This window comes from Halobacteroides halobius DSM 5150 (genome assembly GCF_000328625.1).
Lineage (GTDB): Bacteria > Bacillota > Halanaerobiia > Halobacteroidales > Halobacteroidaceae > Halobacteroides > Halobacteroides halobius.
In genome coordinates, this window is sequence record NC_019978.1 from 2365253 (window position 1) to 2390367 (window position 25115).

At 32.4% G+C, this 25115-nt stretch carries 23 protein-coding genes; all 23 read right to left on the reverse strand.

Features of this window, described 5'->3' with window-relative positions:
* Nucleotides 1-11 precede the first annotated feature (11 nt).
* The 23 genes from HALHA_RS11565 to HALHA_RS11670 all read right to left on the reverse strand — a co-directional run bounded on the left by HALHA_RS11565 (nucleotide 12) and on the right by HALHA_RS11670 (nucleotide 24997).
* Complete coding sequence (locus tag HALHA_RS11565; RefSeq protein ID WP_015327951.1) at nucleotides 12-2096, reverse strand: hypothetical protein; 2085 nt, start codon at nucleotides 2094-2096, stop codon at nucleotides 12-14.
* A gap of 203 nt (nucleotides 2097-2299) precedes the next feature.
* Nucleotides 2300-4393, reverse strand: coding sequence for a SpoIID/LytB domain-containing protein (locus HALHA_RS11570; RefSeq protein ID WP_169314490.1), 2094 nt, complete (start codon nucleotides 4391-4393; stop codon nucleotides 2300-2302).
* A 135-nt stretch (nucleotides 4394-4528) separates the two neighbouring features.
* The gene (gene galU / locus HALHA_RS11575; protein ID WP_015327953.1) at nucleotides 4529-5440 is read right to left on the reverse strand and encodes a UTP--glucose-1-phosphate uridylyltransferase GalU; all 912 of its coding nucleotides are present in this window, start codon (nucleotides 5438-5440) and stop codon (nucleotides 4529-4531) included.
* Nucleotides 5441-5546: 106 nt separating this feature from the next.
* Nucleotides 5547-6707, reverse strand: a complete 1161-nt coding sequence (wecB, locus tag HALHA_RS11580) for a non-hydrolyzing UDP-N-acetylglucosamine 2-epimerase (protein ID WP_015327954.1) — start codon at nucleotides 6705-6707, stop codon at nucleotides 5547-5549.
* Between the two features lie 72 nt (nucleotides 6708-6779).
* Nucleotides 6780-8126, reverse strand: coding sequence for a UDP-glucose dehydrogenase family protein (locus HALHA_RS11585; RefSeq protein WP_015327955.1), 1347 nt, complete (start codon nucleotides 8124-8126; stop codon nucleotides 6780-6782).
* A 102-nt stretch (nucleotides 8127-8228) separates the two neighbouring features.
* Nucleotides 8229-9044 carry a PHP domain-containing protein gene (locus tag HALHA_RS11590; RefSeq protein ID WP_015327956.1) on the reverse strand — a complete coding sequence of 272 codons (816 nt, stop codon included), beginning with the start codon at nucleotides 9042-9044 and terminating at the stop codon, nucleotides 8229-8231.
* A gap of 95 nt (nucleotides 9045-9139) precedes the next feature.
* Entirely contained in the window at nucleotides 9140-9733 is a 594-nt protein-coding gene (gene cysC, locus HALHA_RS11595) for an adenylyl-sulfate kinase (RefSeq protein WP_156801238.1), read from the reverse strand.
* A gap of 98 nt (nucleotides 9734-9831) precedes the next feature.
* The gene (locus HALHA_RS11600; protein ID WP_015327958.1) at nucleotides 9832-11655 is read right to left on the reverse strand and encodes a GTP-binding protein; all 1824 of its coding nucleotides are present in this window, start codon (nucleotides 11653-11655) and stop codon (nucleotides 9832-9834) included.
* A gap of 38 nt (nucleotides 11656-11693) precedes the next feature.
* Complete coding sequence (locus tag HALHA_RS13875) at nucleotides 11694-11819, reverse strand: hypothetical protein (protein WP_281098757.1); 126 nt, start codon at nucleotides 11817-11819, stop codon at nucleotides 11694-11696.
* Between the two features lie 73 nt (nucleotides 11820-11892).
* Nucleotides 11893-12312, reverse strand: coding sequence for a type VII toxin-antitoxin system HepT family RNase toxin (gene hepT / locus HALHA_RS11605; protein WP_015327959.1), 420 nt, complete (start codon nucleotides 12310-12312; stop codon nucleotides 11893-11895).
* A 15-nt stretch (nucleotides 12313-12327) separates the two neighbouring features.
* Entirely contained in the window at nucleotides 12328-12753 is a 426-nt protein-coding gene (mntA, locus tag HALHA_RS11610; protein ID WP_015327960.1) for a type VII toxin-antitoxin system MntA family adenylyltransferase antitoxin, read from the reverse strand.
* 311 nt (nucleotides 12754-13064) lie between these two features.
* Entirely contained in the window at nucleotides 13065-13859 is a 795-nt protein-coding gene (locus tag HALHA_RS11615; RefSeq protein ID WP_015327961.1) for an ImmA/IrrE family metallo-endopeptidase, read from the reverse strand.
* Nucleotides 13860-14011: 152 nt separating this feature from the next.
* The gene (locus tag HALHA_RS11620; protein WP_015327962.1) at nucleotides 14012-14380 is read right to left on the reverse strand and encodes a helix-turn-helix domain-containing protein; all 369 of its coding nucleotides are present in this window, start codon (nucleotides 14378-14380) and stop codon (nucleotides 14012-14014) included.
* A gap of 273 nt (nucleotides 14381-14653) precedes the next feature.
* Nucleotides 14654-15535: a sulfate adenylyltransferase subunit CysD gene (gene cysD / locus HALHA_RS11625; protein WP_015327963.1), complete on the reverse strand. Its 882-nt coding sequence runs from the start codon at nucleotides 15533-15535 to the stop codon at nucleotides 14654-14656.
* 236 nt (nucleotides 15536-15771) lie between these two features.
* Nucleotides 15772-16728, reverse strand: a complete 957-nt coding sequence (locus HALHA_RS11630; protein ID WP_015327964.1) for an SDR family oxidoreductase — start codon at nucleotides 16726-16728, stop codon at nucleotides 15772-15774.
* A gap of 102 nt (nucleotides 16729-16830) precedes the next feature.
* Nucleotides 16831-17667, reverse strand: a complete 837-nt coding sequence (rfbD, locus tag HALHA_RS11635; RefSeq protein WP_015327965.1) for a dTDP-4-dehydrorhamnose reductase — start codon at nucleotides 17665-17667, stop codon at nucleotides 16831-16833.
* A 58-nt stretch (nucleotides 17668-17725) separates the two neighbouring features.
* Nucleotides 17726-18763 (reverse strand): dTDP-glucose 4,6-dehydratase, encoded by a 1038-nt coding sequence (gene rfbB / locus HALHA_RS11640; RefSeq protein WP_015327966.1) that lies wholly within the window; start codon nucleotides 18761-18763, stop codon nucleotides 17726-17728.
* 50 nt (nucleotides 18764-18813) lie between these two features.
* On the reverse strand, nucleotides 18814-19383 hold the full coding sequence (gene rfbC, locus HALHA_RS11645) for a dTDP-4-dehydrorhamnose 3,5-epimerase (protein WP_015327967.1): 570 nt from the start codon (nucleotides 19381-19383) through the stop codon (nucleotides 18814-18816).
* Between the two features lie 58 nt (nucleotides 19384-19441).
* A complete protein-coding gene (rfbA, locus tag HALHA_RS11650; RefSeq protein WP_015327968.1) occupies nucleotides 19442-20362 on the reverse strand; it encodes a glucose-1-phosphate thymidylyltransferase RfbA in 921 nt (306 codons plus the stop codon).
* A 24-nt stretch (nucleotides 20363-20386) separates the two neighbouring features.
* Nucleotides 20387-21565 carry a glycosyltransferase gene (locus HALHA_RS11655; RefSeq protein ID WP_015327969.1) on the reverse strand — a complete coding sequence of 393 codons (1179 nt, stop codon included), beginning with the start codon at nucleotides 21563-21565 and terminating at the stop codon, nucleotides 20387-20389.
* A complete protein-coding gene (locus HALHA_RS11660) occupies nucleotides 21562-22713 on the reverse strand; it encodes a glycosyltransferase family 4 protein (RefSeq protein ID WP_015327970.1) in 1152 nt (383 codons plus the stop codon). The genes HALHA_RS11655 and HALHA_RS11660 overlap by 4 nt, the downstream gene beginning before the upstream one ends.
* 5 nt (nucleotides 22714-22718) lie before the next feature.
* Nucleotides 22719-23420 carry an O-antigen ligase family protein gene (locus HALHA_RS13575; RefSeq protein ID WP_169314491.1) on the reverse strand — a complete coding sequence of 234 codons (702 nt, stop codon included), beginning with the start codon at nucleotides 23418-23420 and terminating at the stop codon, nucleotides 22719-22721.
* A 500-nt stretch (nucleotides 23421-23920) separates the two neighbouring features.
* Nucleotides 23921-24997: a glycosyltransferase family 4 protein gene (locus HALHA_RS11670; RefSeq protein WP_015327972.1), complete on the reverse strand. Its 1077-nt coding sequence runs from the start codon at nucleotides 24995-24997 to the stop codon at nucleotides 23921-23923.
* Between the last annotated feature and the right edge of the window lie 118 nt (nucleotides 24998-25115).

Genomic DNA, 25115 nt, shown 5'->3' on the forward strand with positions numbered 1-25115 from the left:
ACCTCCTTAAATTATTGTGCAAATTGATTAACTTTAGTTGTTAATTCAAGATATGCATCCTCAATCTTAATAAGATCAGTCGTATTTAATGTTACATTACCACTCTTAATGATATACTTAATACCTGTATAGACATTATCTTGGGTAAAGACCTCTGCAGCTTCAGGTCTTAAAATAAATTCCTTCTTACCATCATCACCTTCATCTAGAGTAAATGTCTTTACTAAATTATCTGGCTTATATAATTTGTCCAGCTCGTCTTCCTTCTCCTTTGAAGTTAAACTAGCTAAATGATTTTTAATATTATCATAAGTAGCCCAGTCACTAACCGTACCAGCATAATATTTAATCTCTAAGTTAATTGGCAATTGATTTTCAAAATCCCCTATAATCAGCCTTGCCTCTTTAATTCCAGACTTAAGAGCAGCTAACTGACGCTCAGTTAGAGCTTGGCCCATTGCAGTAATCGCTACTTCATCCTCTATATTCTGATTGAGTGTAAAATCAAATGGAATATTCATCTTAACCTGAGGAGCAATTACACTATCAGCACTAACCTTTAGCGGACTAGTATCTGCTCCGGCTTTAATTGCACCAGCCAACACTACAGAATCAACTCTACTAGAATCTAATCCTTGTAACCAAGTTATTAATTCACTAACATTGAGAGAAATTTTAGAATTGCTAGCAGTAATTTTAGTGCTATCACTAGTTAATTCAGTAATAGGTTTCTCATCTACTAGACTACCATCAGCTTTAGCTACAAATTTAATAGGATTACTAGTACTAGTTAAATCTAGATACAACCCCTTAATACTATGATCAATAACTAACTCCATTGTAGCGTTATTTAAAGATAACTTAGAAAGTTTATCAGGAATACTAGACATTATCTCTTGAGTCAAATTCTGATCAAATTGACTAAAATCAATACTCGATTTATCAATTGTTACATAATTTATCTGTGGATTACTAAAACTACCAGTTACTGCAACTGATTGACTAGCATCATAAGTTATATTACTACCTGAAACTGTAAGTATATACTCAATATTAATATTTCCAGAAGAAAGACTAGCCTCTTGCCCTGTTAAATCTACACTACTAGTATCACTAGTTATACTCCCCAAATTAAATTGATTAATAGTAAAATTAAGAGTACTATTAGAAGAATTAATAGCTAAATCTAAGTTACCACTATTAAAACCAATACTTTGTAGACCATCTTTTATATGAATACTAGTTGACTTATCAAAAGTGATACCTGAACTCAAATCATATCCTTCGATTCTACTAACTTCTGCTTGTGGTAAGCTAAAATCAAATGCTAAACTTTCGCTTCCATCTAAAGTTACAAAATTACCTGTATTATTAACTAAATCAAATTTTATAGAAGCATTAATTAGATTAGATAATTCTGTGCTTTGTAAGTCCCAATTACTATCTTGATTACTACCATCAGCTATAGAAGTAATTTCTGCTGGAATTTTATTTCCCTTAGCATCCGTTAAATTCAAAGCTAGATTTTCAACTTTAAGTCCAGTGGCATTAGTTACTGTAATATCCATCTTGTTTATGGTATTAGCACTAAAGAGAATACTACTAAACTGATTTGATAGATCAATAGAAATACCATTTAACTCTGTACTAGAAGTACTGTCATAATTATACCTACTCCCAGCAGGAATTGTCTTTCCTGAAGGCAATGTAATGCTAGAATTCTTATTAGGAATTAAAGGATCGGTGCTACTACCTAAAGTAATTAAAGGTAAATCTACTGAGGAACTTATTGTAGGCCACGTTATATCAGTCATTTTTTCACCCAACTTAATCGAAGCTAAATTCTTAGTTTGATTGATCTTAATTCTTGTATCAGTTGCCCCCTCTTTAGGCACTACAATCTCACTTCCTAAATTCTGTTCACGTAATACATCCCCTAAAACTTTTTCTTTACTCTCAATTAAAGGAACTTTATATGCTACATCCCAAGCCGGGCCAAAGCTATTTCCCCGAGGATTACGGGCACAACCAACAGCTAGTCCGACTAATACTAAACATAATACTACTAATCTTAATCTTTTGGACTTTGTTTTCATTATTAGCCTCCTTATATTTTTAAATAATTTATTTTCTTTTCTAAAAGATAAATGGATAATTATATAATTAATTCTACATCCTTTCTTAGTTTCCTTTACTTTTATTAACTTAATGCAAATTATATACCTAACAAAAACCTACTCTAAATAATTAATCTATCAAAAAATAAAAAATACAAGGGCTTAATTAAGCCCTTGTACCTTTAATACCAATTTTCTAATTTAATATCTGTATAGAAATGATGCAAAATCTTCTTGTAATTTTTGCCGTGATCAGCCATACTAGCTACAGCTACCTGATCCATACCTACACTATGGCCCCAACCACTACCATAAAATAAAAAGTCAACTACTTGACCATCTTCATACCGGGGTTGGATCCAGAACCGATTATTTCTTAAGCCACCAAATCTCCACCGGATTCCATCCTTAAAGACTTTGGTCTGCTTAGCTCCAACTACCTGTAGTGCTTTTACACTTCCTGCTTCACTACGAAGGGTTGGGATAATCTGCTTAATATCTTCAATGCCTAATCTATTCTCTAAATAATCTACAGCTAAGCTCCGTTGCCAGCGATAATGGCTTAATTTAGTATACTCTTTATCTGCTGAATAAGACTGAGGTATCTTCTTTAACCATTTCTTTAACTTAGCAGGCGGTAGAGGAAATTCAGTCTCTTCCATTGCAGTAGAAACCCCACGTAAATAAGGTACTTCTCCACTCCAGATATCCTCACTATCCTCTGTATGACCACCTGAATTAGCACTATAGACAGCATTAATTGGCTCTCCCTGATAGGTCATTACATCACCAGCTGTCTTTCTAACAGCTTGAGTAGATCGTTGATACTCTCTACTTAAGCCACGATAAGCCGCACAATGAACAGTTGAGCATAAGTCAAAACCTTCACTCACATGGCGACCTAAATTAGCTAAAGTATAACTTCTAGCCGCCACTGCTTGCACCTTTAAAGCACCAAGGGGCCAAGAAGCAGACATCTCCGAAGGAACTACTGCTGCTAAATACTCCTCTAAGTGTACTAGATTAACAACTGTCACCCCTTGCTCAGCTGGTCTTAACTCTAGTAAACCACGATACTGGCGATCTTCTTTGCCACCCCAGTAATAATTTTGACCATATTTAACATTATGCACTAAAATAGGCACATAAGCCTGTGGTACAATCTTAACTGGTTTACTAAAATCTAATTTTTGCTCTCCAAAGTCTAACTGATAACTACCCTGCTGATAAGAAGCCTTGACAATTTGGCCTTTCTCTCCAGTCGCAACTATCTTAGTACCTTGCTTAACTGAAAAATCACTACCTACTCTAAAGAAGACTTGTGGTTGGTTAGTCATAATCCCAACTCTTATCTGTGGCCCAGCTTGTGGTAAAGGTTTGATTGTTTTAAAATCAACCTCTGTCGGTAAATCCTCTCTAGTAATTGGCTCCTCTTGACCTGGAGTAGGCACTGGAGCAGGAGTAGATTCAAAATACTGTGGATACTTCTCCTGTAACTTAGCTAATTCTTGATTTACTAATTGGTCACTACTATTTTCACTATGAGCTGCCTTAAAATACTTAATCGCAGCCCCGATTTGCCCTGCTTTAAGGTATGATAACGCTAATTCACGGGCTACACCTTTCAAACTTCCATCAGTTTCTAAAGCCTGATGATAAAGGTCACGTGCTTGTTGATACTTACCTTGAGCAAATCTAACTTGGCCCAACTGATAATAACCTAACGCAAAATTGATTTGCTTTAAACTTTTTTGCAAATGAGTAGCCGCTAGTTTATAATCCTGCTGTTGTTTATAACTTAATCCTAAATAATAATGTGCTTCTCGTAATAAATAATCTTGTTGGCCAGTAGCTACAGCTTTAGATAATTGCTGCTTAGCTCTTTGCAGTTGGCCCAGATTATAATAAGCAATCCCCAATCCTAATCTAACCTGTGGTTGTGAATCTAACTTTAATAACCTTTGGTAACTTTTTGCTGCTAGTTGATACTTACCTAGCTCTTCATAAATCGTAGCCAAATTAAGCAGTGCCTGCTGAGATTTAAATTCCTTAGCAATTCTTTTATACTGCTTAATACTACTCTGATAATCTCCCTGATAATAAGCCTGTCGCGCTACAGTTAATAATTTTTTGACTGGTTCCTTCTTGACTGGTTCTTTCTCTACTTTCTTTTGCTCTTGGCCCTGGGATATCTGCTCTTTGGGAGCTAAATAAAAACTCCCTACTGCTAGACTAATCCCAAATAATAAACCAATAATTACTATTCCTAGCACCATTTTATTCCTATCCTGCCACATTTTATCACAACCTTTGTTAGAATCCTTTATATCTAATTATAGCGTACGTTAGCTGACTATACAATTATCAATTATTGGAAACAAAAAACGCCGGATTTTCTCCGACGTTTAAGATTATTCTTCTTGAGCTGCTGCTATTTTTTGGAGTGTCTGGGGATCTTGACTTAATAATTCAGCTAAATAATTGCTAAAGTCATCTTTAATATCTTCTCGCGATAAAGCAAATTCAACTGTAGCCTTTAAAAAGCCTAATTTATTACCAATATCATATCTCTTTCCTGTAAATACTCTAGCATAGATCTCATCTTGAGCCAACAAGCTCTCTAAAGCATCAGTTAACTGGATTTCATTGCCTTTACCAGGTGGCGTATTCTCTAAAATAGTAAAGATTTCTGGCGTTAAAATATAGCGACCTAAAATAGCAATGTTAGATGGTGCTTCCTCTAAAGCTGGCTTCTCTACTAAATTATCCACCTTATATAAATCATCCTCTTGCTGATCATAATCAACAATTCCGTACTTATTAACTACTTCATCAGCCACTTTTTGGACCCCAATGATACTAGATTCTTTTTCTGCAAAGGCTTCAATTAACTGTTTAGTGACAGGCTTTTGGGCCTTTACAATATCATCACCTAATAAAACTGCAAATGGCTCATTACCAATAAAGGTCTTTGCCTGTAAAATAGCATGTCCTAGGCCTTTAGGCTCTTTTTGGCGCACATAATGAACATTAATCAAATTAGAGATATCCTGGACTGTCTCTAACATATCATCCTTACCTTTTCTCTCTAAAGCCATCTCTAGCTCTAAATTTTTATCAAAGTGATCTTCAATAGCCCGTTTATGGCGACCAGTAATAATAATTAACTCTTCAATACCTGACTGAACTGCTTCTTCAACAATATACTGAATCGTTGGCTGATCAACAATTGGTAACATTTCCTTAGGTTGTGCTTTAGTTGCTGGGAGAAATCTAGTCCCTAATCCTGCTGCTGGAATTACTGCTTTTCTAACCTTAGTCATATACAATCCTCCTACTCTAATTTATAATTAAATTTTAGTTTAAACTTATACTCAATATTGTAACATATGATAGCATTATTTACAAAATAGTTACTAGGAATGCTAGTTATATAATTAGAGGTTCAAATTCAGTTGGTCTGATAGCATGATAACCCCAAGAATATAAAATTGCCTCTACTATCCGCTGGCTAGCCTGTCCATCACCATATGGATTAGGCGTATTAGCCATTGTTTCGTACTTCCTTTGGTTAGTCAATAACTTAAGTATCCCTGCTCTAATACCTTCTTGTTGCGTACCTACTAACTCAATAGTACCTGCTTGTAATGCTGCACTTCGTTCGGTGGTCTCCCGTAATACTAAAACAGGTTTATCTAAACTAGGCGCTTCTTCTTGTAAGCCACCAGAATCAGTAACTACTAAATAAGATCTAGCTATTAAATTAATGAATTCTTGGTAAGGTAAGGGCTTAATTAAATGGACTCTAGATAGATTAGCCAAACTATCATAAACTTTATCCTTAATCTTAGGATTTGGATGGAGAGGCCAGACTACTTCTACCTCAGAGGATAAAGCTACTACATCCTCAACTGCTCTACAAATATTAACTAGTGGTTGGCCTAAATTTTCTCTTCGGTGGGCTGTTACTAAAATTATCTTCTTGTTTGGGAAATCAAGCTGTTGTAATGTAGAATCTTGAAACTGATAAGTAGGCTCTACCATCATTTCTAAAGCATCAATCACAGTATTACCTGTTAGAAAGATATTAGCATCTGGGATCCCTTCGGCTAGTAGATTAGAACGATTAGTTGCACTAGGAGTAAAGTGTAGATCAGCTAAGACACCTGTTAGACGGCGATTGATCTCTTCAGGATACGGTGCATACTTATTACCACTGCGTAAACCAGCTTCTATATGGCCTATCTTAAGTTGTTGATAAAAAGAAGTTAGAGCACTGACAAAGGTAGTAGAGGTATCACCATGGACTAAAACTAAATCTGGCTCTTCTTGACTAATTACATCCTCTAGATTAGATAATATCTTAGTAGTAATTTGGGCTAGCGATTGGCCCGATTCCATAATTTGCAAATCATAATCTGGGTTAAGAGAGAATAGTTCTAAGACCTGATCTAATAGAGAACGATGTTGGCCCGTAACGGTAACCAGGGATTTGATTCTGTGATCTTCTTCTAAAACCTTGATTACCGGAGCCATTTTGATTGCTTCTGGTCGTGTACCAAAGATAGACATAATTTTGAGTTGCTTCATTACAATTATCCCCCATTTTTTATTTAGTATATGGAGCTAAAGCAACTTTTAGTCATTAGTCACCTGCATTATCTATTCAGTTGTTGCCACCTCTTGTGTAGCAGCCAATTCTCTATTATTCACTGCTGGACGACCAACACTATAATAAGTAAAGCCTCGCTTTTTCATCTCTTCTACATCATAGCAGTTGCGTCCATCAATAAAGATAGGATTAGTTAATAGTTCTGCTACCCGATCAAGATCAAGGTCTTGAAATTCATCCCATTCAGTAACTAAAATAACAGCAGCTGTATCTTCTATAGCATCATAAGCGTTCTTGCAATACTGAATATCATCAGCAAAGATACCTTGCGCTTCTTCCATAGCAATTGGATCGTAGGCTTTAACCTGGGCCCCAGCCTCTAATAACTGCTTGATTATTGTTCTAGATGGTGCTTCTCGCATATCATCAGTATTTGGCTTAAAGGCTAATCCTAGAACCGAGATTGTCTGCCCAGCTAAATTTGGTACTTCTCGTTTTAACTTCTTGACTAGAGTTTGTTTCTGTAATTTATTAGCCTCAACTACTGAATTGACAACTTTAAAGTCATAGCCACGCTCTTGTGCTGTCTTAGTAATTGCTTTAGTATCCTTAGGGAAGCAAGCCCCACCAAAACCAACTCCAGCGCGCAAGAACTTGTCACTGATTCGATGATCTGTCCCAATTCCTTTAGCTACTTCTGCTACGTCACCACCTGTTCGTTCACAAATGTTGGCTATTTCATTAATAAAGCTAATCTTAGTCGCTAAAAAAGCATTAGCAGCATACTTAATCATCTCTGCGCTATACCTATCAGTATGTAAGATAGGGGCTTCAAATGGCTGATGTAACTCATCTAAAATATCAGCAGCTTTTTTACTTTCAGTCCCTATTATCACTCGGTCAGGATGCATAGTATCTGCTACAGCAGAACCTTCCCGTAAAAACTCAGGGCAAGAAACAACATCAAAGTCATAATCAGCCTCTTGTTGTTGCTCAATTAATTCTTCTACCCAATCCCCTGTTCCGACCGGAACAGTACTCTTATCAATTACGATCTTATAACCATTAATGTACTGGGCTATATCTTGAGCTACTGCTTTAACTGCTGATAAGTCTGCTCCTCCATCCTCTTGAGAAGGAGTACCTACAGCAATAAAGATAATATCACTTTCTTTAACCCCTGCTTCTAAAGAAGTAGTAAACTTTAGATTACCATGCTCATAATTACGATCAACAATTTCTTTCAAACCTGGTTCATAGATAGGCATCACCCCATCTTTTAAACCGGCAATCTTTTCTTGATCAATATCGACACAGATTACATCATTTCCTAGCTCAGCAAAACAAGCTCCCGAAACCAATCCTACATATCCTGTTCCTACAACAGTTAGCTTCATTTAATATTCCTCCTGCAACTATAAATTATTTAATTCAATTTGTGAAATCGATAACACTGTATCCATTATATGATAAATTTGAAATTATTTCAATCAACAGATTTATCCTTTCTTTAATTGCTCTAACAGTTTATAAGGTACATCTACTCTCCCTAACAGATACTTATCTTCATTAGCAGGGCCATGGCAATCAGAACCCCCTGTTACCAACAAATCATACTCAGTAGCTAACTGCAGATAATAATCTGTCTCGGCTTGATTATGCTGCGAGTAATAAGCTTCAATTCCAGCAAAGTCCTCTTGCTCTAATAACTCTATTACTAACTCTCGATTATCTATCACTCCAGGATGGGCCAAAACCGGAATACCTCCTGCTTGTTTTAGCAATTTAACTGCCTCACTAGGTGTTAACTGGTACTTAGGAACATAAGCTGGGCCACCATCTTCTAGGTAATCATCAAAGGCTGTCTGCATATCAGTAACATACTCATCTTCTACCATTAATCTAGCAATATGCGGCCGACCTACTCCTGTATCTCCTGCTATTTTTTTTAGTCGCTTAAAGTCTAATTCTACATCTAAGTTGGCCAGTTTAGCTAGGATCTGCTTGGCCCTTACTTCTCTAGCTCGTTGTAACTTATCTAATACTTCGTTTAATTGTGGTGAGTCTAAATCAATATAATATCCTAAGATATCTATTCTCTGTCCCTGGTAATAAGTCGTTAACTCAATCCCTGGGACGACTTCTATCTCCAGTTCTTTTCCAATTTCTAAAGCTGGTTGGACTCCAGCTAGACTATCATGGTCTGTGATAGCAACTGCTGCTAAACCTTGTTCAACGGCTGCCTTTACTAATTCCTGTGGTGTAAATGAACCATCAGAAGCTATAGTATGTGTATGTAAATCAATTTTTTTCATAGTTATCTCCTTTCAAAATCAACGCTAATATTATAACAATAATTTAAGCGGGGAGCAAATAATAAGAGGTGAACCCAAAGTTCACCTCAGACTGCTTAATCATTTAATTTTTCAGTAATTGCTGCTAATACCTGATTAACTGCTTCTTCTAGAGATAGCTCTCTGGTATCAACTACCACTTCGGGATCAACTGGTTCTTCATAAGGAGCAGAAATCCCCGTAAAGTTATCTATCTCACCCTTTTTAGCCTGTTCGTATAATCCTTTAGGATCACGATCAGCACAAGTCTTTACATCAGCCTTGACATAAACCTCAATAAAATTATCTCTTCCTGCTCTCTCCCGAGCAAATGCTCTAGATTCTTGGTAAGGAGAGATAAAGGAAGCTAACGTAATTAATCCAGCATCTTTAAATAAAGCAGCTACTTCGGCAATCCGGCGGATATTTTCATTCCTATCTTCAGGAGTAAAGCCTAAGTCTGAGTTTAAGCCATGGCGAACATTATCACCATCTAGTCTATAAACAGCCTTTTTCTGAGCTACTAGTTGTTTCTCTACCTCAACAGCAATTGTTGATTTACCTGAGCCTGATAAACCTGTAAACCAGATGACAAGGCCAGGTTGGTCTAAAACAGCACAGCGATCTTGATAAGTCACTTCCCCTTCGTGCCAGGTTATGTTTTCAGTCATTTTAACACCTCCAAACATAATGAATTGACAACGCGTCCCTTCGGGTTTTGTTCCAAAACCCTTCGTGAGAAAAAGTTGGCGCATAGCCAACTTTTTCTCTACCACGGTCTAAAAATAATCCCTCTATCCTGCAATAGACCTTCTATTTCTCCAGCAGCTTTTCTTTCAGATTCAAAGTCGGAGATATGTAGATCATAATCAATATCTGTTGTTATCTTATCACCTAACCAGACTGTCTCTATCTGATCAGGAGCAACTGTTGTCTTGATTAGTTCTAAGTCTTCTTGAGTTAATTCTACAGCAGTTACAAGTAGGATAGCCCCTGCATCAAGCATGATATGAGAGACTTCAGATAATCTGCGTAGGTGTTCTTCTTTATGATTATTCTCGCCTTTGATATCAGCATCTACACCATACAATAAGTTACCAATACCTAAGAAGTAAGACATTTGGCCCTCATTAAATAACTGTTTCTCTAATTCTTTGGCCGTTGGCTTCTTACCTACATCTTCTTCTCCAGTGATTAAGACTAAAGTAGGCTGTTGGCTATACTTCTTGGCCCTCTCTTCACGAGTGATCTTACTCTTTTCCCACTTATAGTTTCTAAGCATTACCTTTTCTCTAACCCAGCTTTGTTTATCTTCTATAGCCTCTTCAACTAAGCCACCACCAGCAATCTCATAATCATCAACTACTACAAAGCGGCTTGTTTTTTCAAACTGAGTAGCTAAGTCAAAAGCAATAGCTTTATTTAACTTAAAGACACACTGGGCTACATCATGGCGCTCTACTTGATCTTTTTCTTGACTCTGGCTTAAGTTAGAAGCATCTATAACTCGTTCAATCTTTTCTAGTCTAGCACTTACCTTAGCAGTACCTAGCTTAATCTGATACTCTTTATTCTTACTTAGTGGTGCTTTACCTAACCAAAAGAGATTGGTCTTAATCCGAGAAGTTACTTCGGGCTCTGTCTCATCTGCTAAAGTAGCTAGCTCGCCTCGTTTAATAAAGATCTGTTCATCTAGAGTGAAGCCTGTCGCAAAACCTGGCCCTATTGTATCTGTCTTAGCTCGATTAAATCCTTCAATGGACTTAACAGTACTGCGCTTACCAGATGGATAGAAAACGACTTCATCTCCAACACTAACCTGACCTGCTGCAATTGTACCTGATACAATCCGACGATCATCTCCTCCACGAGTGAACTTATAGACATCTTGAACAGGCATTCTAAATGGTTTATCCTCTGGTAACTTCTGATTCTCAAAACTATCTAAGACTTCTAACACAGTCTGACCTTGATACCAAGGGGTCTCATCAGATAAAGTAGCTATGTTAGCTCCTTCTAAGCCACTAACAGGCACAAAACAGTCTGCTTCCATACCTATCTCCTCTAAAAACTCAGTATAATCCTCAACTATCTGATTAAAGGTATCTTGATCATAATCTACTAAATCCATCTTATTGACTAAGACAGATACTTGCTCAATCCCTAGCATAGATAACATATAACAGTGACGCTTAGAGTTCTCTTGAATTCCTTCATCAGCATCAATGACTAGTAAAGCTGCTTCTGCTCTAGCTGCTCCTGTAACCATATTCTTTAGGAATTCAATGTGGCCTGGTGCATCTAAGATAATATACTTTCGTAAGTCAGTTTCAAAGAAGACCCGCGCCGAATCAATAGTGATTCCTTGGTCTTGTTCGTCTTTTAGAGCATCTAATAGAAAAGCATATTCAAATGGTTTAGAGTTACGGCGACAAGTTTCTTTAACATCAGCTAGTTTACCTTTAGGCAGTGAATCTGTATCGGCTAGTAAACGACCAATGATGGTGCTTTTACCGTGATCAACATGACCGGCAATTACTAGATTCATGTTTTGGTCTGTATTCTCATTTAAAGAATCTATCTGCTGATTCATTGTTTCTCCCCTTTCGCGTAATAATTTATAAAATTAATTTAGCAATGAATTCCAAATGATCTTTTTCCATAAGCTCCTTGTTCAGCTAGTTGCATCTCTATATCATACCACTTACCAAATAATTTTCTAAAGACTAGATCTATTTTGGGATTGTATCTACACATTTGACTCACCCCTATTTTTCATACCCAGATGGCAAATATCTCTTTATTGTAAATTGGATTTAAAAATTGAAAGTTAATTATTATTTAAGTAATCTAAAATATATTGTGCAAATTTCTTGAAGTCTTTTAAACTATTATTAATAACTCTTACAAGTAACTCAAGATCAACTTCCATATAATCATGCACTAAAACATTCCGAAAACCTGCCATTCCTTTTATTTTTTTAGCAAACTCAGGAGGAATAACTTCTAATTCACCTAATTCTTTTAATATACCTGTATAATTATTTACTGTTATTCCTTCTTCAGATAAGATATGATTTCCAATATCTAATACTAGTTGAATAGAGAGTTGTAGTCCTCTTTCAATAACCCAACGTTGTTCTAAATTATTCTCTAACTCTTCTACAGTAATCTCTTGGTACTTATCTAATTGATTTAAATAACTACGCAATTCCTTCAATTTGGTTCGTACTAGCTTTTCTTCTACCATTTGCTACCTCCAAATTCATCTTTTAGACTCACTATATAACCATTCATTTAAATAGTCATCTTGTACCTGTAAAAAAGGTTTAAAGTCAAGATAATCTCTTTGTGTTCTAAAATGAAAATCAGCTCTTTTTCTTTTTGAATTGCATAGTACTAATTTACCATCTTTAATTATATTAAAAGCTAATTCTAAAGAAACATCATTTAAGATAACTAAATCAATTTCTTTTTCTATCTTTTCTTCTAATTCAGCTATCAATTCAGCTTTGTAACCAAAGTTACCACTGGGAGGCATGTTATCTTTATTTAAATAAATAGCAATGTCAATATCACTTAGTTTGTTCTCTGATCCTTTTGCTACTGATCCAAAAAGATAAACAAAAACTATTTCTTGTTTGGTAGACAATATATCCTGTAATGTATTACTTATTTGATTAGAATCCATCTATTTTTTCGCCCCCTTTAACTAGCTTATTATGTCTTCAATATTCTCTCTTATACACTATTAACTTCTATTTTTATTATATCTCAATAAAGAAATATTACAATCATTTGAAAAAATTATTAGTTTACAGTTTACGGTTGACGGTTGAAAACATTAACCCCTAAAACAATCAAGTACTAAGTGTATAAAACATATTTTAGAAAGGCTAATAAGAGTTTTACAAATAACTTTTGTGCTAGTTTTCCTTTAACATCAAACTACCATTTCTAAGCAATATCAATTCATCCTGATATAATTTTCGAATTATTTCTTCATTTTCTAAAGTATTGTTCATCATTGGCACCTATCAGTTCTAAATCTTGCTCTATTCTTGTTTTAGGTAGTATTTCTGCTGCATCATTATCTAATATAAGTGGTTTGAGATTACTATATTTGACTTCTTTAGTTCTCTTTTGCCACCGCTGACCAATTTGGTGTTTATTTATATGGTATAAGACTCCTTGCTTAGGATCTCTATCAGGAATATCTAACCAGCTTTGAGCTTCTTTTGTAGTCAGTAGTTCAATTTCATACAACCGGAGAATGATTGTTTTATAAGGTACTGCAAAAGTATCCATTAGTTTAATTAGTTTTAATAGATCTAAATCTGCGGCCTGGTTAACCTGCAAGAGATCTAATTCTTCTTTTAAAGACTCTTCAGGAACTAATAATAAAGCTGCAAATAAATTAGCTTTACTTTCCTCTAAATCAATATTATTCTCCTGATTAACAACTTGCTGATGAAGTACTTCTTGTTCTCCATTACGGTTATTACGAAAATGGTACAACTCATGAGCAGTTGCAAAAATCTGCTTTTCATAAGATAGATAAGTGTTAATATAAATAAAAGTTTCTCCTTGGTGGTTACAGATAAAGCCACAAAAGTCATCATCTTCTACTGGAAACCGAAGCAAATCAACTTGATCAGGAATAATGCGAAAAATATCATCTTGTAAAGCCTGGCCATGAGCTCCACCAAATTTTTTTAAGACATAAGTAGCTTCTTTGGCTATTTCTTCATATAAGTCAGGATTAATATTTTTTATAGTCTGCTTTAATAAATCCATTTACATCCCTCCAGGAATATACAATCAATTGAAAATTGACAATTAAAACAATACAATCAAATTCAAAAAATTATAATCATGGATTTGGCAGTGCCAAATCCCTACATTACAACCTTAATAACTACATTACACAATCAGATTATCATTTAATATTACTTATCAGCTAAAATGTTTTCGTGTTCTTGTTTCATATCACGGTGGAAGATTAACAGATCCATAATTTGTTGGGCATGTTGTAATCCGGCTTTAGCTTCACTGGAATCTACTTCACCCATAAAAGCAATAATTGGATCTTTCTCTTCAACTTCTTTAGCTGGTTTGATTAATTCCTGAAGGTCTAATGGCAGAATATCGGCAATTGCTTTAGTTTCTGCAATGGTGATATTCTTTCTACCATTAATGATTTTATTAACAGTTTGTCGAGATACATCTAACTTTTCTGCTAACTGAGACTGACTCCAATTCATTTTATCTAAACATTGTTGTATTCTATTTCCAATAAGTTTATTCAAAGAAACCATTTTATCACCCCTTAATAATAATTGACAATTGAGAATTTACAATCAAAATCATAAACCCAATAGATTTCAATACAATTATATCATTCTCATAAGTGTCCTGCAATCAATTATTTACAGTTATTATTATATTCATTCAAGTTGTAAATGATACATTTACATTGTTTTTTAAGAGGTGATCTGTTCTTAATTGAGAATGGAGAATTAAAAACCCATTAATCTTATAATATTTAGTTTTAAAGACTTTGAATTTGCCTTTCCATTGTCAATTATTTTTTACATGTAGCCATCCTTCCGTAACTCCTCCAATCCTGCGCCTTCGTCTGAATCTTGGGCTCGGCCGTCTCGTTCGGCTATATCAGAGAATTTACCACTTTTTAATTCTTGAACTACTTGATCTACATTACTAGCAGTAGATTGAACAGGTTCAGTACAAGGATAACAACCTAAAGAACGATATCTCTCTCCCTCACCTCGATCATAATAAAGATCTACTATTGGAATCTGTTCTCGTTTGATATACTCCCAGATATCAAGTTCAGTCCAGTCTAGTAAAGGATGAATCCGCACGTGAGTACCAGGAGCAAAGTCTGTCTTATACTGGCTCCAAAATTCAGGTGGTTGGTCTCCAATATCCCAATCATTGTTTGTATCTCGAGGAGAGAAGTAACGTTCCTTAGAACGAGAACCTTCCTCATCTGCTCTAACCCCTACAATCACACCTGTATATGGCTTTTGATTATCATCTGCTTCATACTGGCCTGTTTCATGATTCATTCTGTATCTCTTCCAAGTTCCATTTAGTGTCTTCTTTAGTGCTTCTGCCTTCATGTTCTTACAACACTGTGTATGATCTACATTGCCAGCAGGAAGAGTTTGCTTCTTTTCTAGAGCCTTCTCATTTTGACCATAGATCATATCTAACTTCCATTCCTTAGCTAACTTATCACGATGTTCAATCATCTCTGGAATTTGATAGCCTGTATCAATATGTACTAAAGGCAGTGGTACATGACCAAAGAAAGCCTTCCGAGCTAACCATAAAAGAACTGTACTATCCTTTCCAATTGACCATAACATACTTAAGTTATTGAATTCACTATATGCTTCTCTAATGATATGAATACTCTTATTCTCTAGTTTGTCTAAATGATCCACGATTTAAGCCCCCTCATTAGTAATTTACAATTTACAACGAAGAATTGTTCGTTGTTATATATTAATCTCTACTAAATCGCTATGTTTAATCATCATTACAAGTTAATTAGTATTATAACAATTATTTGCTAGTTTGCAAGGTAAAATTTGATTTAAACTAGATTTTTAATCTTAAGCTATAACTATTATATTAAAAAAAGGATGAACTAATAATAGCTCACCCTAAAACTTAAACTTTATTCTTTTGTTGCTGCAATCTCTTGGTTTAAATTATATTGATCACGATAATAAGCAAAAGTCTCTTTTAATCCAGTTTGTAAATCATACTGTGGCTCCCAATCTAAAATATCCTGAGCTTTATCATTAACTAGATAACTATCTCTAATATCTCCTGATCTAGCCCCTTGATAGACTGTTTTTAAATCTAAACCTGTAATTTGATTCATAGTAGCAACCAAATCATTAATTGAAGTCTGGATATTACAGCTAATATTGATAATTTCTCCACTACCATGCTCTAAAGCAGCTAAATTGGCCTCGGCAATATCATCAACATAAACAAAGTCTCTAGTCTGTTCTCCATCACCAAAGATAATAGGCTGTTCTCCTTGTAAAAACTTATCAACAAAGATGGAGATAACGCCACCTTCTCCTTTAGGGTCTTGTCTAATACCATAGGCATTAGCATAACGCAAAATAGTATAATCTAAATCATATAGTTGGTGAAAAACTTTTAAGTAGTGTTCAGGAGTATGCTTAGAAATTCCATAGTAAGAAATAGGATTAACTGGATGCTCTTCATCAACTCCTAGATACTCAGGTTGTCCATAGACTGCTGCTGAAGAAGCATAGACTATCTTCTCTACATCATACTGCCTACAGTATTCTAATAAATTAACTGTCCCTGTAATATTAACATCACTGTCAAAGTCAGGTTGCTCCAGAGACTGTTGGACATCAATCTGGGCAGCCTGATGAATAACATAATCAATCTGATAGTTCTCAAAAACTTCTGTTAAATCATCTCTAATATCTAACTGATAAAACTCAGCTTGAGGATTCAAATTTTCCTTTTTTCCTGTTGATAAATTATCAACTACAATTACTCTATCTCCTTTAGCTATTAATTTATCTACAATATGGGAACCAATGAATCCTGCTCCTCCTGTTACTAATACAGTTCTCAAAAACATCAATTATCACATCCTTACCTTAAATTATATAATTAATATATTTTAAAAACAAAGCTTATTAGTATATTAAATTCATTATATAAAAGTTGTTAAAAAGATTATTTAATTTTCTTCCAAATAATCTTTTAAAGCATCCTGCCAATCTCTCATTTCATAACTTAAACCTTGTTCTAAAGAATAGTTATCCATTACAGAGTAACTTGGTCTAGTAGCTGGTCTAACGAACTCTTCAGAAGTCACCGGTTTAACTTCTATTTCTGTATCAGTATATTCAAATATTTTCTTAGCAAATTGATACCAAGAACATTCTCCATTATTGGAAGCATGATAAGTACCATATAAATTAGTAGTAATTAATTCTGCAATGACTTTAGCTAAGTCTTTAGCATATGTTGGAGACCCTACTTGGTCATCAACTACAGTCAATAAATCTCTTTCTTGAGCTAACTTCAACATAGTCTTGACAAAGTTACCCCCATTTTTTCCATATAACCAAGCCGTCCTAACAATAAAGTATTTATTCAATAGGTCTTTAACAAATTTTTCTCCAGCTAACTTAGACTTACCATAAACACTTAAGGGATTAGTTTGATCAAACTCTATATAATGTTCATCTTTTTTTCCATCAAAAACAAAATCTGTACTGATATAAACCATTTTAGCATCACACTTTTGACAAGCGACTGCTATATTCCTAGTTCCATAAGCATTAACTTGATACGCCAAATCTATATTTTCTTCACAACCATCAACATCTGTATAAGCAGCAGAATGAATTACAACATCGGGATTTAGATTAACTACCTTTTCAATTGTTTCTTCTCCTTCGGTAATATCTAGTTCATCAATATCCCAAGCATATATATCATATTTATCTGCTAATAAAGAATTTAATCTTGTTCCTAGTTGTCCTTGTCCTCCAGTAATTAATACTTTCATTTTAATACCTCCATATCATAAGCAAAAAAGAAGAGGATAAAGTCCCCTTCTTTTTTCTCTAACGCTTAGCATACATTTTTTTATAGTATTCTTGGTACTTTCCACTCTTTACTTTCTTCCACCATTCTTTATTATCCAAATACCACTGAATAGTCTCTTTAATTCCTGTCTCAAATGTGTATTCTGGTTCCCAACCTAATTCTTCTCTAATCTTACTAGGGTCAATCGCATATCTTCTATCATGGCCTAATCTATCTTCTACAAAAGTAATTAGTGACTCTGGTTTATCAATAGCATTTAAAATAGCTTTGGTAATTTCAATATTTGATTTTTCGTTATTTCCACCAACATTATATACCTCTCCATTTTCACCTTCATGTAATACTAAATCAATTGCTTGGCAATGATCTTTTACATGAAGCCAGTCCCGTACATTCTGTCCATCTCCATAAAGCGGTAATTCCTTATCATTTAAAGCATTTGTTAAGAATAATGGAATTAATTTTTCAGGAAATTGATAAGGCCCATAATTATTAGAGCAACGTGTAATATTGATTGGTAAATTAAAAGTTTCATGATAAGCTCGTACCATCATATCTGCACTTGCTTTACTAGCAGAATAAGGACTATTCGGCGCTAATGGAGTTTCTTCTGTAAAATAACCCTCTTCTCCAAGTGAACCATAAACTTCATCAGTTGAAACTTGTAAGAACTTAGATTTAACTGATTGATCATAACACTCATCTAACCAATATTTTTTTGCTATATCTAATAAAACCTGAGTTCCTCTCACATTAGTCTTAACAAAAATATCTGGATCTTCAATACTACGGTCTACATGAGATTCAGCTGCAAAATTAACTACATAATTAATATCATATTCATTAAAAATATATTCAACTAATTCTCTATTTGTAATATCCCCTTTAATGAATTTATAATTTGGATTATCTTCTGCCTGTTTTAAATTTTCTAAATTTCCTGCATAAGTTAATTTATCTAAATTAACAATCTGATAATCGTCATATTTGTTTAACATATGATAAATAAAATTACTACCAATAAATCCAGCTCCACCGGTTACTAATACGTTCATTAATTAACACCTACCTATTTTTAATCAATAATTTATAGCATATATATCAATTAAAACTTATAATTTGATTCCTTAAGAGTAGGTAACTCTTTATCCTTGTCTGAAAGCAATAAATCATCTTCTGTAAGTCCGTACTCTTTTAATGGCCAATCTATATTTATATTATTATCATTCCAAATAATTCCACCATCACACTCGGGACAATAATAATCAGTCGTCTTATACATAAATTCTGCTTCATCACTTAAAGCCAAAAATCCATGAGCAAATCCTTCTGGAATATAAAACATTTTTTTATTCTCTTCAGATAAAACAACTCCAAAATATTCTCCATAAGTATCAGAGCCTGCTCTTAAATCAACAGCTACATCATAAACTTGTCCCTTAATAGCTCTAACAAGTTTACCTTGAGGATGTTCAGTCTGAAAATGAAGTCCTCTAAGAGTTCCCTTTTTAGATTTAGAATGATTATCTTGAACAAAATCCATATCCATACCAATCTCTGCAAATTCCCTTTGATTATAACTTTCCATAAAAAATCCTCTATGATCTCCAAAAACAGTTGGTTCAATTATATATAAATCTTGTATAGGAGTCTCAATCTTTTTAAACTTAGACATTATAATTACTCCTTTCAATCATCAATAGTAAAAATAGTGAACAGTTTATTTCCTATTTCTACTCTTTAGTTGCTGCTACCTCTGATAATGTAGAATTATATTTAAACTCTCTATTCCCTTGAGCAATATCAGATAAATATTTACCATAATTAGTCTTCATCAATGGTTGAGCTAATTCTTTTAGTTGCTCAGAATTAATATAACCTAATCTATAAGCTATTTCTTCTAGACAAGCTATAAAAAGTCCTTGTCTCTTTTGAATAGCTTCTACAAATGTAGCAGCCTCTAATAATCCATCATGAGTTCCTGCATCAAACCAAGCCATACCTCGACCAAAATGTTCTACCATTAGCTGCTCTTCTTCTAAATAAAGCTTATTTATATCAGTTATCTCAAGTTCTCCTCTATCTGAAGGTTCAATTTCTTTGGCCTTCTCCACAACTGTATTATCGTAAAAATATAATCCAGGTACTGCATAACTTGATTTTGGATTATCTGGCTTTTCTTCTAAGGATAATACTTTTCCACTATCATCGAATTCTACTACACCAAAACTACTTGGATCTTTTACATAATAACCAAAGATAGTGGCTCCTTCTTCTAAAGAGGCAGCTCTTTTTAATATTTGACTAAAGTTTTGACCATAGAAGATATTATCACCAAGAATTAAAGATACATTATCATCTCCAATAAACTCTTCTCCAATTATAAAGGCATGTGCTAATCCTTTTGGTTCTTCTTGTACTTTATAAGAAATATCTAGTCCTATATGGTTTCCATCACCTAACATTTCTTTATAAACCGGTAAATGTTGTGGAGTAGAAATAATAAGTATCTCCCTTATGCCTGATAACATTAATGTTGATAATGGATAATAAATCATTGGCTTATCATAAACTGGTAAACTCTGTTTTGATAATGCTTTAGTTAATGGATATAGTCTAGTTCCAGAACCACCTGCTAAAATAATCCCTTTCATCTTATTACCTCCTTTAGAAAATGGTTAATCGTTTAACGTGTTTTTCCATGATTTTAATAGTCTATTAACATTAGCCTCCCAAGTATAATTATTTAAAATAAACTCTTGTCCTCTTTTAGCAATGGATTTTCTTAATTGTTCATTTTCAATAAGTATACTAATCTTTTCTATAAATTCTTCTTTATTTCTTGCAATACACACATGTGAATCATTGGTATTTTGAATTCCTTGAAGAGCCAATGGAGAAACCACAGAAGGTAACCCACAACCTAATGCTTCAAGTATCTTATTTTGCATTCCAGTTCCAGATCTTAATGAATAAACCCCCACTAGTGATTTGATTAAATATCCACATATATCATCAACAAAGCCTGTAACTATAACCCCTTCTTTATTAGCTAATTTTTCAACTTTTTCTGTTGGATCTTTTCCCACAATATAAAATTTTAAATCTTTATATTCATTTTTTAATTTTGGGAAAATCTCTTTTGTAAAATAATTTACCGCTTCAACATTGGGAAAATACTGCATATTACCATGAAAAACAAGAGCCTTTTCCTTTTTTATATTATTATAATTAGATAAAAAATCTTGATCTATATATGTTCCATTAGGATTTATTTTTATTTTGTCACTGTCTTTTAAATATTCTTTATCTTTTTTAGATATTAACAAAACTTGATTAAATTCATCTAAAATTTTATCCTCATACTTCTCACATAAATAACTTTCTAAATAGAAAGGAAGTTTTAATAAAAAACTATCTTTTTTACTTCTTCTTTTCATATTTAATGATATAGCATCAATCATATCAATTACTTTAGGTAAGTTAGTATCTAAAAAATATTCGGCCAATCTTATAGTTTGTACATGTATTAAATCAGGATCAACACTATTAATTATATCTTCTATTTTTTCTTTAGCTCTAGATTCCTTAAACATATTTACTTGAAAAGGTTTGTAATTAATTAAGGTTTTCAATATATTAATTTTTTTGCTTCTTGAGAGCTTAATAAAAAATATATTTTCACAATACTCAGCAAATTCATTATGAACTTCTTTTTTCTGTTTCTGAGTTTCTATAAATGTAATAAGATTCAACTTACATTTATTTTCTAATCTTTTTATTTGATTATAGGCAATTAATTGATCTCCTTTATATGGAGAATGAGGAGGACGCGGAGTTACATATAGAACATTCATTTTTGATACACCTCTTTATATTGTTTCAAAGTTAATTTAGCTAATTCCAACCAACTAAATCTATTTAAATTCTTAACTCCTTTATTAATTATCTTACAATATAACTCTTGAGATTTTAAAATATTACAAATAGCATTTACTACTTCCGTTTCATTATTTGGGTTAACAATCTTCCCCCCATCACCTACTATCTCAGGAATCACCGAACGATTTGAAGCTATAACTGGAGTTTTACTCCCCATGGCTTCTAATATTGGAATTCCAAATCCTTCATATAATGATAAGAATAAAAATAGTTCAGCTTGGTCATATAAAAATTTCAGTTCATCATCAGTTACATATCCAGTAAAAATAACTCTTTCATTATTTAGTCCATAATCTTTCAATTTTCGTTTCCAATCTTCCAAATCATGTTTTATTCCAGTTATTACTAATTGATATTTAACCTTTATATGACTAGGTAATTTACTATAAACTTTTATAACTTGTTCAGTATTTTTATTAGTAGCATCTCCACCTAAATGATAAAAAAATTGATCCTTAATTCCAAACTTTTCTTTACCTTTTTCAATTTCTTTTTGACTAATTTCATAATTCAAAAATTTTTTTTCAAATCCTAATCTAGTGACTTTTATTTTAGATAAGTCTATATTAGTCTCTTGGTGTACATCATACTTTGAAAAATCAGAAACAGTAATAACTTTATCAATTTTACTTTTAAATTTTAAATTATATTTTCTATAGTACTTCCCTAGTTTTTGATAAAAAGTCTGTGGTTGAGGGATAATATCTTCATTTTTTAAAAACATTACATCATGTATCGTAACGATCATCTTCAGATTAGAGTCTGTTAATACAGGAAAGGTATTACCAGTAGCATGAAATACATCTAAACTATCTTTTTTTATATATTTAGGTAGTTTTACTTGCTCAAATAGTAAATAATTTGATTCTTTTACTTGTTTAATCTTAAAATTGTCTGGTAAATTATTAAATATATCATTATTGGAATAAACTTTGTCTACATATAAGATATAAAAATTATTGGTATCTATTCTAGCTAAATTTTGAATTAGTTTTAAAGTATATTTTCCTATCCCCCTTACTTTCTTGTCAAAAGCATATTTAGCATTTATACCTATTCTCATAATTGTCACCCTTCTTTAAAATAATAATTATATTTACTTTCTAAGATTAGAATTGCTAAAGCAATTGGAATAATTGGCTCATATTTATAACATGAAAGTGTATTCAAATGTATAAATAATGTTATGATTAATATCTTACCATATTTTCCAGATAAAATAAAAATTCTAATAAAATATAAAATATAAAATGTAATACCTATTACACCTGTTTCAATAAATACAGATAAAAAATCATTATGGGCTAATTTAAGCTTTCCATAAAATTCATTATAATAGAATTGTACATTACCTAATCCCACACCAAAAGGATACCTTACAATATTATTTAAACCTATCTTCATAAGTTTCAATCTTTCACTAAATGAACCTCCAGAAAAACTATATCTAGAAAATATTTCGTTCAAATAGTCGGGAAAACTATAATAAATTATTCCAATAATGATAATAAGAAAAAACGAACTTATAGTTGCTAATTTTATTTTTAAATTCTTTTTTAACGTTAAAAATAATAAAAAAATTGCAATAAAATCACTAATCATTGCAGCCCTTGAATGAGTTAACACAATACAAAGAATAGAAATTATTAATATTAAATAATCAGTTCTATTAAATTTATGTTCATATTTATATTTGACAAATATAAATATGAACATAAATGTGTTTATATATAATCCAAAATAGTTTGGATCTTCAAAGAAACCAGTCATTCTAGGAACTCCATTATGACCATAAAATATACCTAAATATGTTGTACTATAACTACCGTAAGTTATAGGTAATTGAATAGTATATAAAATCAAAGAACTAAAAGAAAATATAAATAGTAATATTTTAAATAATTTCGCCTTCTCCCTATTATTTATTTTAAAATAAATATTTAAAATAACAAAATAACATATCATTTGAAACAAGAAGAATATCGAATATTTTAGAACATGACTAAATTCAACAGGAAATGGACTATATAAAAATGAGATTATTCCAAAAAGGAATATAAAAATATAATTAAGCAACCATTCAACTAATACTTTTCTTCTATTAAAAATAATAAAAAACAAACCTAATAATATAAATATCATATAATATCTTATAGATAATCCACTAATCTCAATAAAATATTTACTATTATTAACTTGAATACTAACTAATATAAATAAAAATAAAATTGTTTCTAATTTAAATCTGATATGTTTAATTCTCATTTTATCTAAATCCTTTTTAAAGCTTCAAGTGTATTACTGACCATATTAGAAACATCAAATAATTGCCTAGATTTATTCATACAACAATCAGCCATTTGTTTTCTTAATTTTAAATCGTTAATTAATAATTCAATCTTAGCCTTTAAATTATTTATATCCCCTGGTTTAATCAAAAATCCACTTTTATTTTCTTCAATCATTTCAGGAATTCCTGCTATATTTGTTGATATAATTGGAACCCCCATGGACATTGCTTCCAATATAGATAATGGGAATCCTTCATCATAAGAAGGTAAAACAAAAATATCAGTTTTATTTAAGATTGCTTTTATATCTTTTCTAAAACCTAATATGGATATTGATTCTTCTAGATTTCTATCCCGAACAATCCTTTTTAATTTTTTTTCTTGACTTCCAGTTCCTACGATTAATAATCTAATGTTCTTATTATCCATATAAACTCTTTCAAAAGCAGATATTAGATCCAAATGACCTTTATGCGGTTCTAACCGTGAAATTTGAGTAATCCTAGTAATATTGTCTTCTATATTAAAAGGTTTAGGTGTGAAATGATTTGTATTGATACCATTATAAACAACCTCTATTTTTTCTTCATTACAAAAGTCATTTTCTAAAAGTTCATTCTTATGATAATTCGATATTACTATTACCTTATCAATATATTTTGTAGCCATTTTACCAATAAATTTAGATGCAATTTTTTTCAATCCTGAATTAGAATTCAAAAGCATATGCCTTGTACATATTTTTTTTACTTTTTTACTTATCAATGGTGCTAAATAAATAGACCTATTTCCATTTAAAAAAACATAATCTATATTATTATTTTCAATTATTTCATTAATATCCCTGGAATTTCTTTTAAATCTAGAATATCCATTACATATATCAAAGATATTCTTTTTAGGTATAATTAAATTATTAAAGAATTCATCAACTTTAGGAGATGCTAGATAAACATTCTGAAAATCCTTTCTTCGAAAAAAATTGTTTATTAACTCTTTTAAATAAACTTCTCCTCCACCATAAAATGGAGTTAAATTTATAAATAAAATCTTCATCTTATTACCTCCTTCTAAAAATAACACTACTACATTAATCTCTTCTTTATTTATTAAAAATAGTTATATTAATCATCTAACAATTTTACCTAAGCAAGCAATAGAATAACCTATTGCT

Excerpts from the sequence above, each read along its gene's own strand:
- HALHA_RS11565 (WP_015327951.1), bottom strand. The coding sequence starts at position 2,096 with ATGAAAACAAAGTCCAAAAGATTAAGATTAGTAGTATTATGTTTAGTA.
- HALHA_RS11570 (WP_169314490.1), bottom strand. The coding sequence starts at position 4,393 with ATGGTGCTAGGAATAGTAATTATTGGTTTATTATTTGGGATTAGTCTA.
- galU (WP_015327953.1), bottom strand. The coding sequence starts at position 5,440 with ATGACTAAGGTTAGAAAAGCAGTAATTCCAGCAGCAGGATTAGGGACT.
- wecB (WP_015327954.1), bottom strand. The coding sequence starts at position 6,707 with ATGAAGCAACTCAAAATTATGTCTATCTTTGGTACACGACCAGAAGCA.
- HALHA_RS11585 (WP_015327955.1), bottom strand. The coding sequence starts at position 8,126 with ATGAAGCTAACTGTTGTAGGAACAGGATATGTAGGATTGGTTTCGGGA.
- HALHA_RS11590 (WP_015327956.1), bottom strand. The coding sequence starts at position 9,044 with ATGAAAAAAATTGATTTACATACACATACTATAGCTTCTGATGGTTCA.
- cysC (WP_156801238.1), bottom strand. The coding sequence starts at position 9,733 with ATGACTGAAAACATAACCTGGCACGAAGGGGAAGTGACTTATCAAGAT.
- HALHA_RS11600 (WP_015327958.1), bottom strand. The coding sequence starts at position 11,655 with ATGAATCAGCAGATAGATTCTTTAAATGAGAATACAGACCAAAACATG.
- HALHA_RS13875 (WP_281098757.1), bottom strand. The coding sequence starts at position 11,819 with ATGTGTAGATACAATCCCAAAATAGATCTAGTCTTTAGAAAATTATTT.
- hepT (WP_015327959.1), bottom strand. The coding sequence starts at position 12,312 with ATGGTAGAAGAAAAGCTAGTACGAACCAAATTGAAGGAATTGCGTAGT.
- mntA (WP_015327960.1), bottom strand. The coding sequence starts at position 12,753 with ATGGATTCTAATCAAATAAGTAATACATTACAGGATATATTGTCTACC.
- HALHA_RS11615 (WP_015327961.1), bottom strand. The coding sequence starts at position 13,859 with ATGGATTTATTAAAGCAGACTATAAAAAATATTAATCCTGACTTATAT.
- HALHA_RS11620 (WP_015327962.1), bottom strand. The coding sequence starts at position 14,380 with ATGGTTTCTTTGAATAAACTTATTGGAAATAGAATACAACAATGTTTA.
- HALHA_RS11630 (WP_015327964.1), bottom strand. The coding sequence starts at position 16,728 with ATGTTTTTGAGAACTGTATTAGTAACAGGAGGAGCAGGATTCATTGGT.
- rfbD (WP_015327965.1), bottom strand. The coding sequence starts at position 17,667 with ATGAAAGTATTAATTACTGGAGGACAAGGACAACTAGGAACAAGATTA.
- rfbB (WP_015327966.1), bottom strand. The coding sequence starts at position 18,763 with ATGAACGTATTAGTAACCGGTGGAGCTGGATTTATTGGTAGTAATTTT.
- rfbC (WP_015327967.1), bottom strand. The coding sequence starts at position 19,383 with ATGTCTAAGTTTAAAAAGATTGAGACTCCTATACAAGATTTATATATA.
- rfbA (WP_015327968.1), bottom strand. The coding sequence starts at position 20,362 with ATGAAAGGGATTATTTTAGCAGGTGGTTCTGGAACTAGACTATATCCA.
- HALHA_RS11655 (WP_015327969.1), bottom strand. The coding sequence starts at position 21,565 with ATGAATGTTCTATATGTAACTCCGCGTCCTCCTCATTCTCCATATAAA.
- HALHA_RS11660 (WP_015327970.1), bottom strand. The coding sequence starts at position 22,713 with ATGAGAATAGGTATAAATGCTAAATATGCTTTTGACAAGAAAGTAAGG.
- HALHA_RS13575 (WP_169314491.1), bottom strand. The coding sequence starts at position 23,420 with ATGACTGGTTTCTTTGAAGATCCAAACTATTTTGGATTATATATAAAC.
- HALHA_RS11670 (WP_015327972.1), bottom strand. The coding sequence starts at position 24,997 with ATGAAGATTTTATTTATAAATTTAACTCCATTTTATGGTGGAGGAGAA.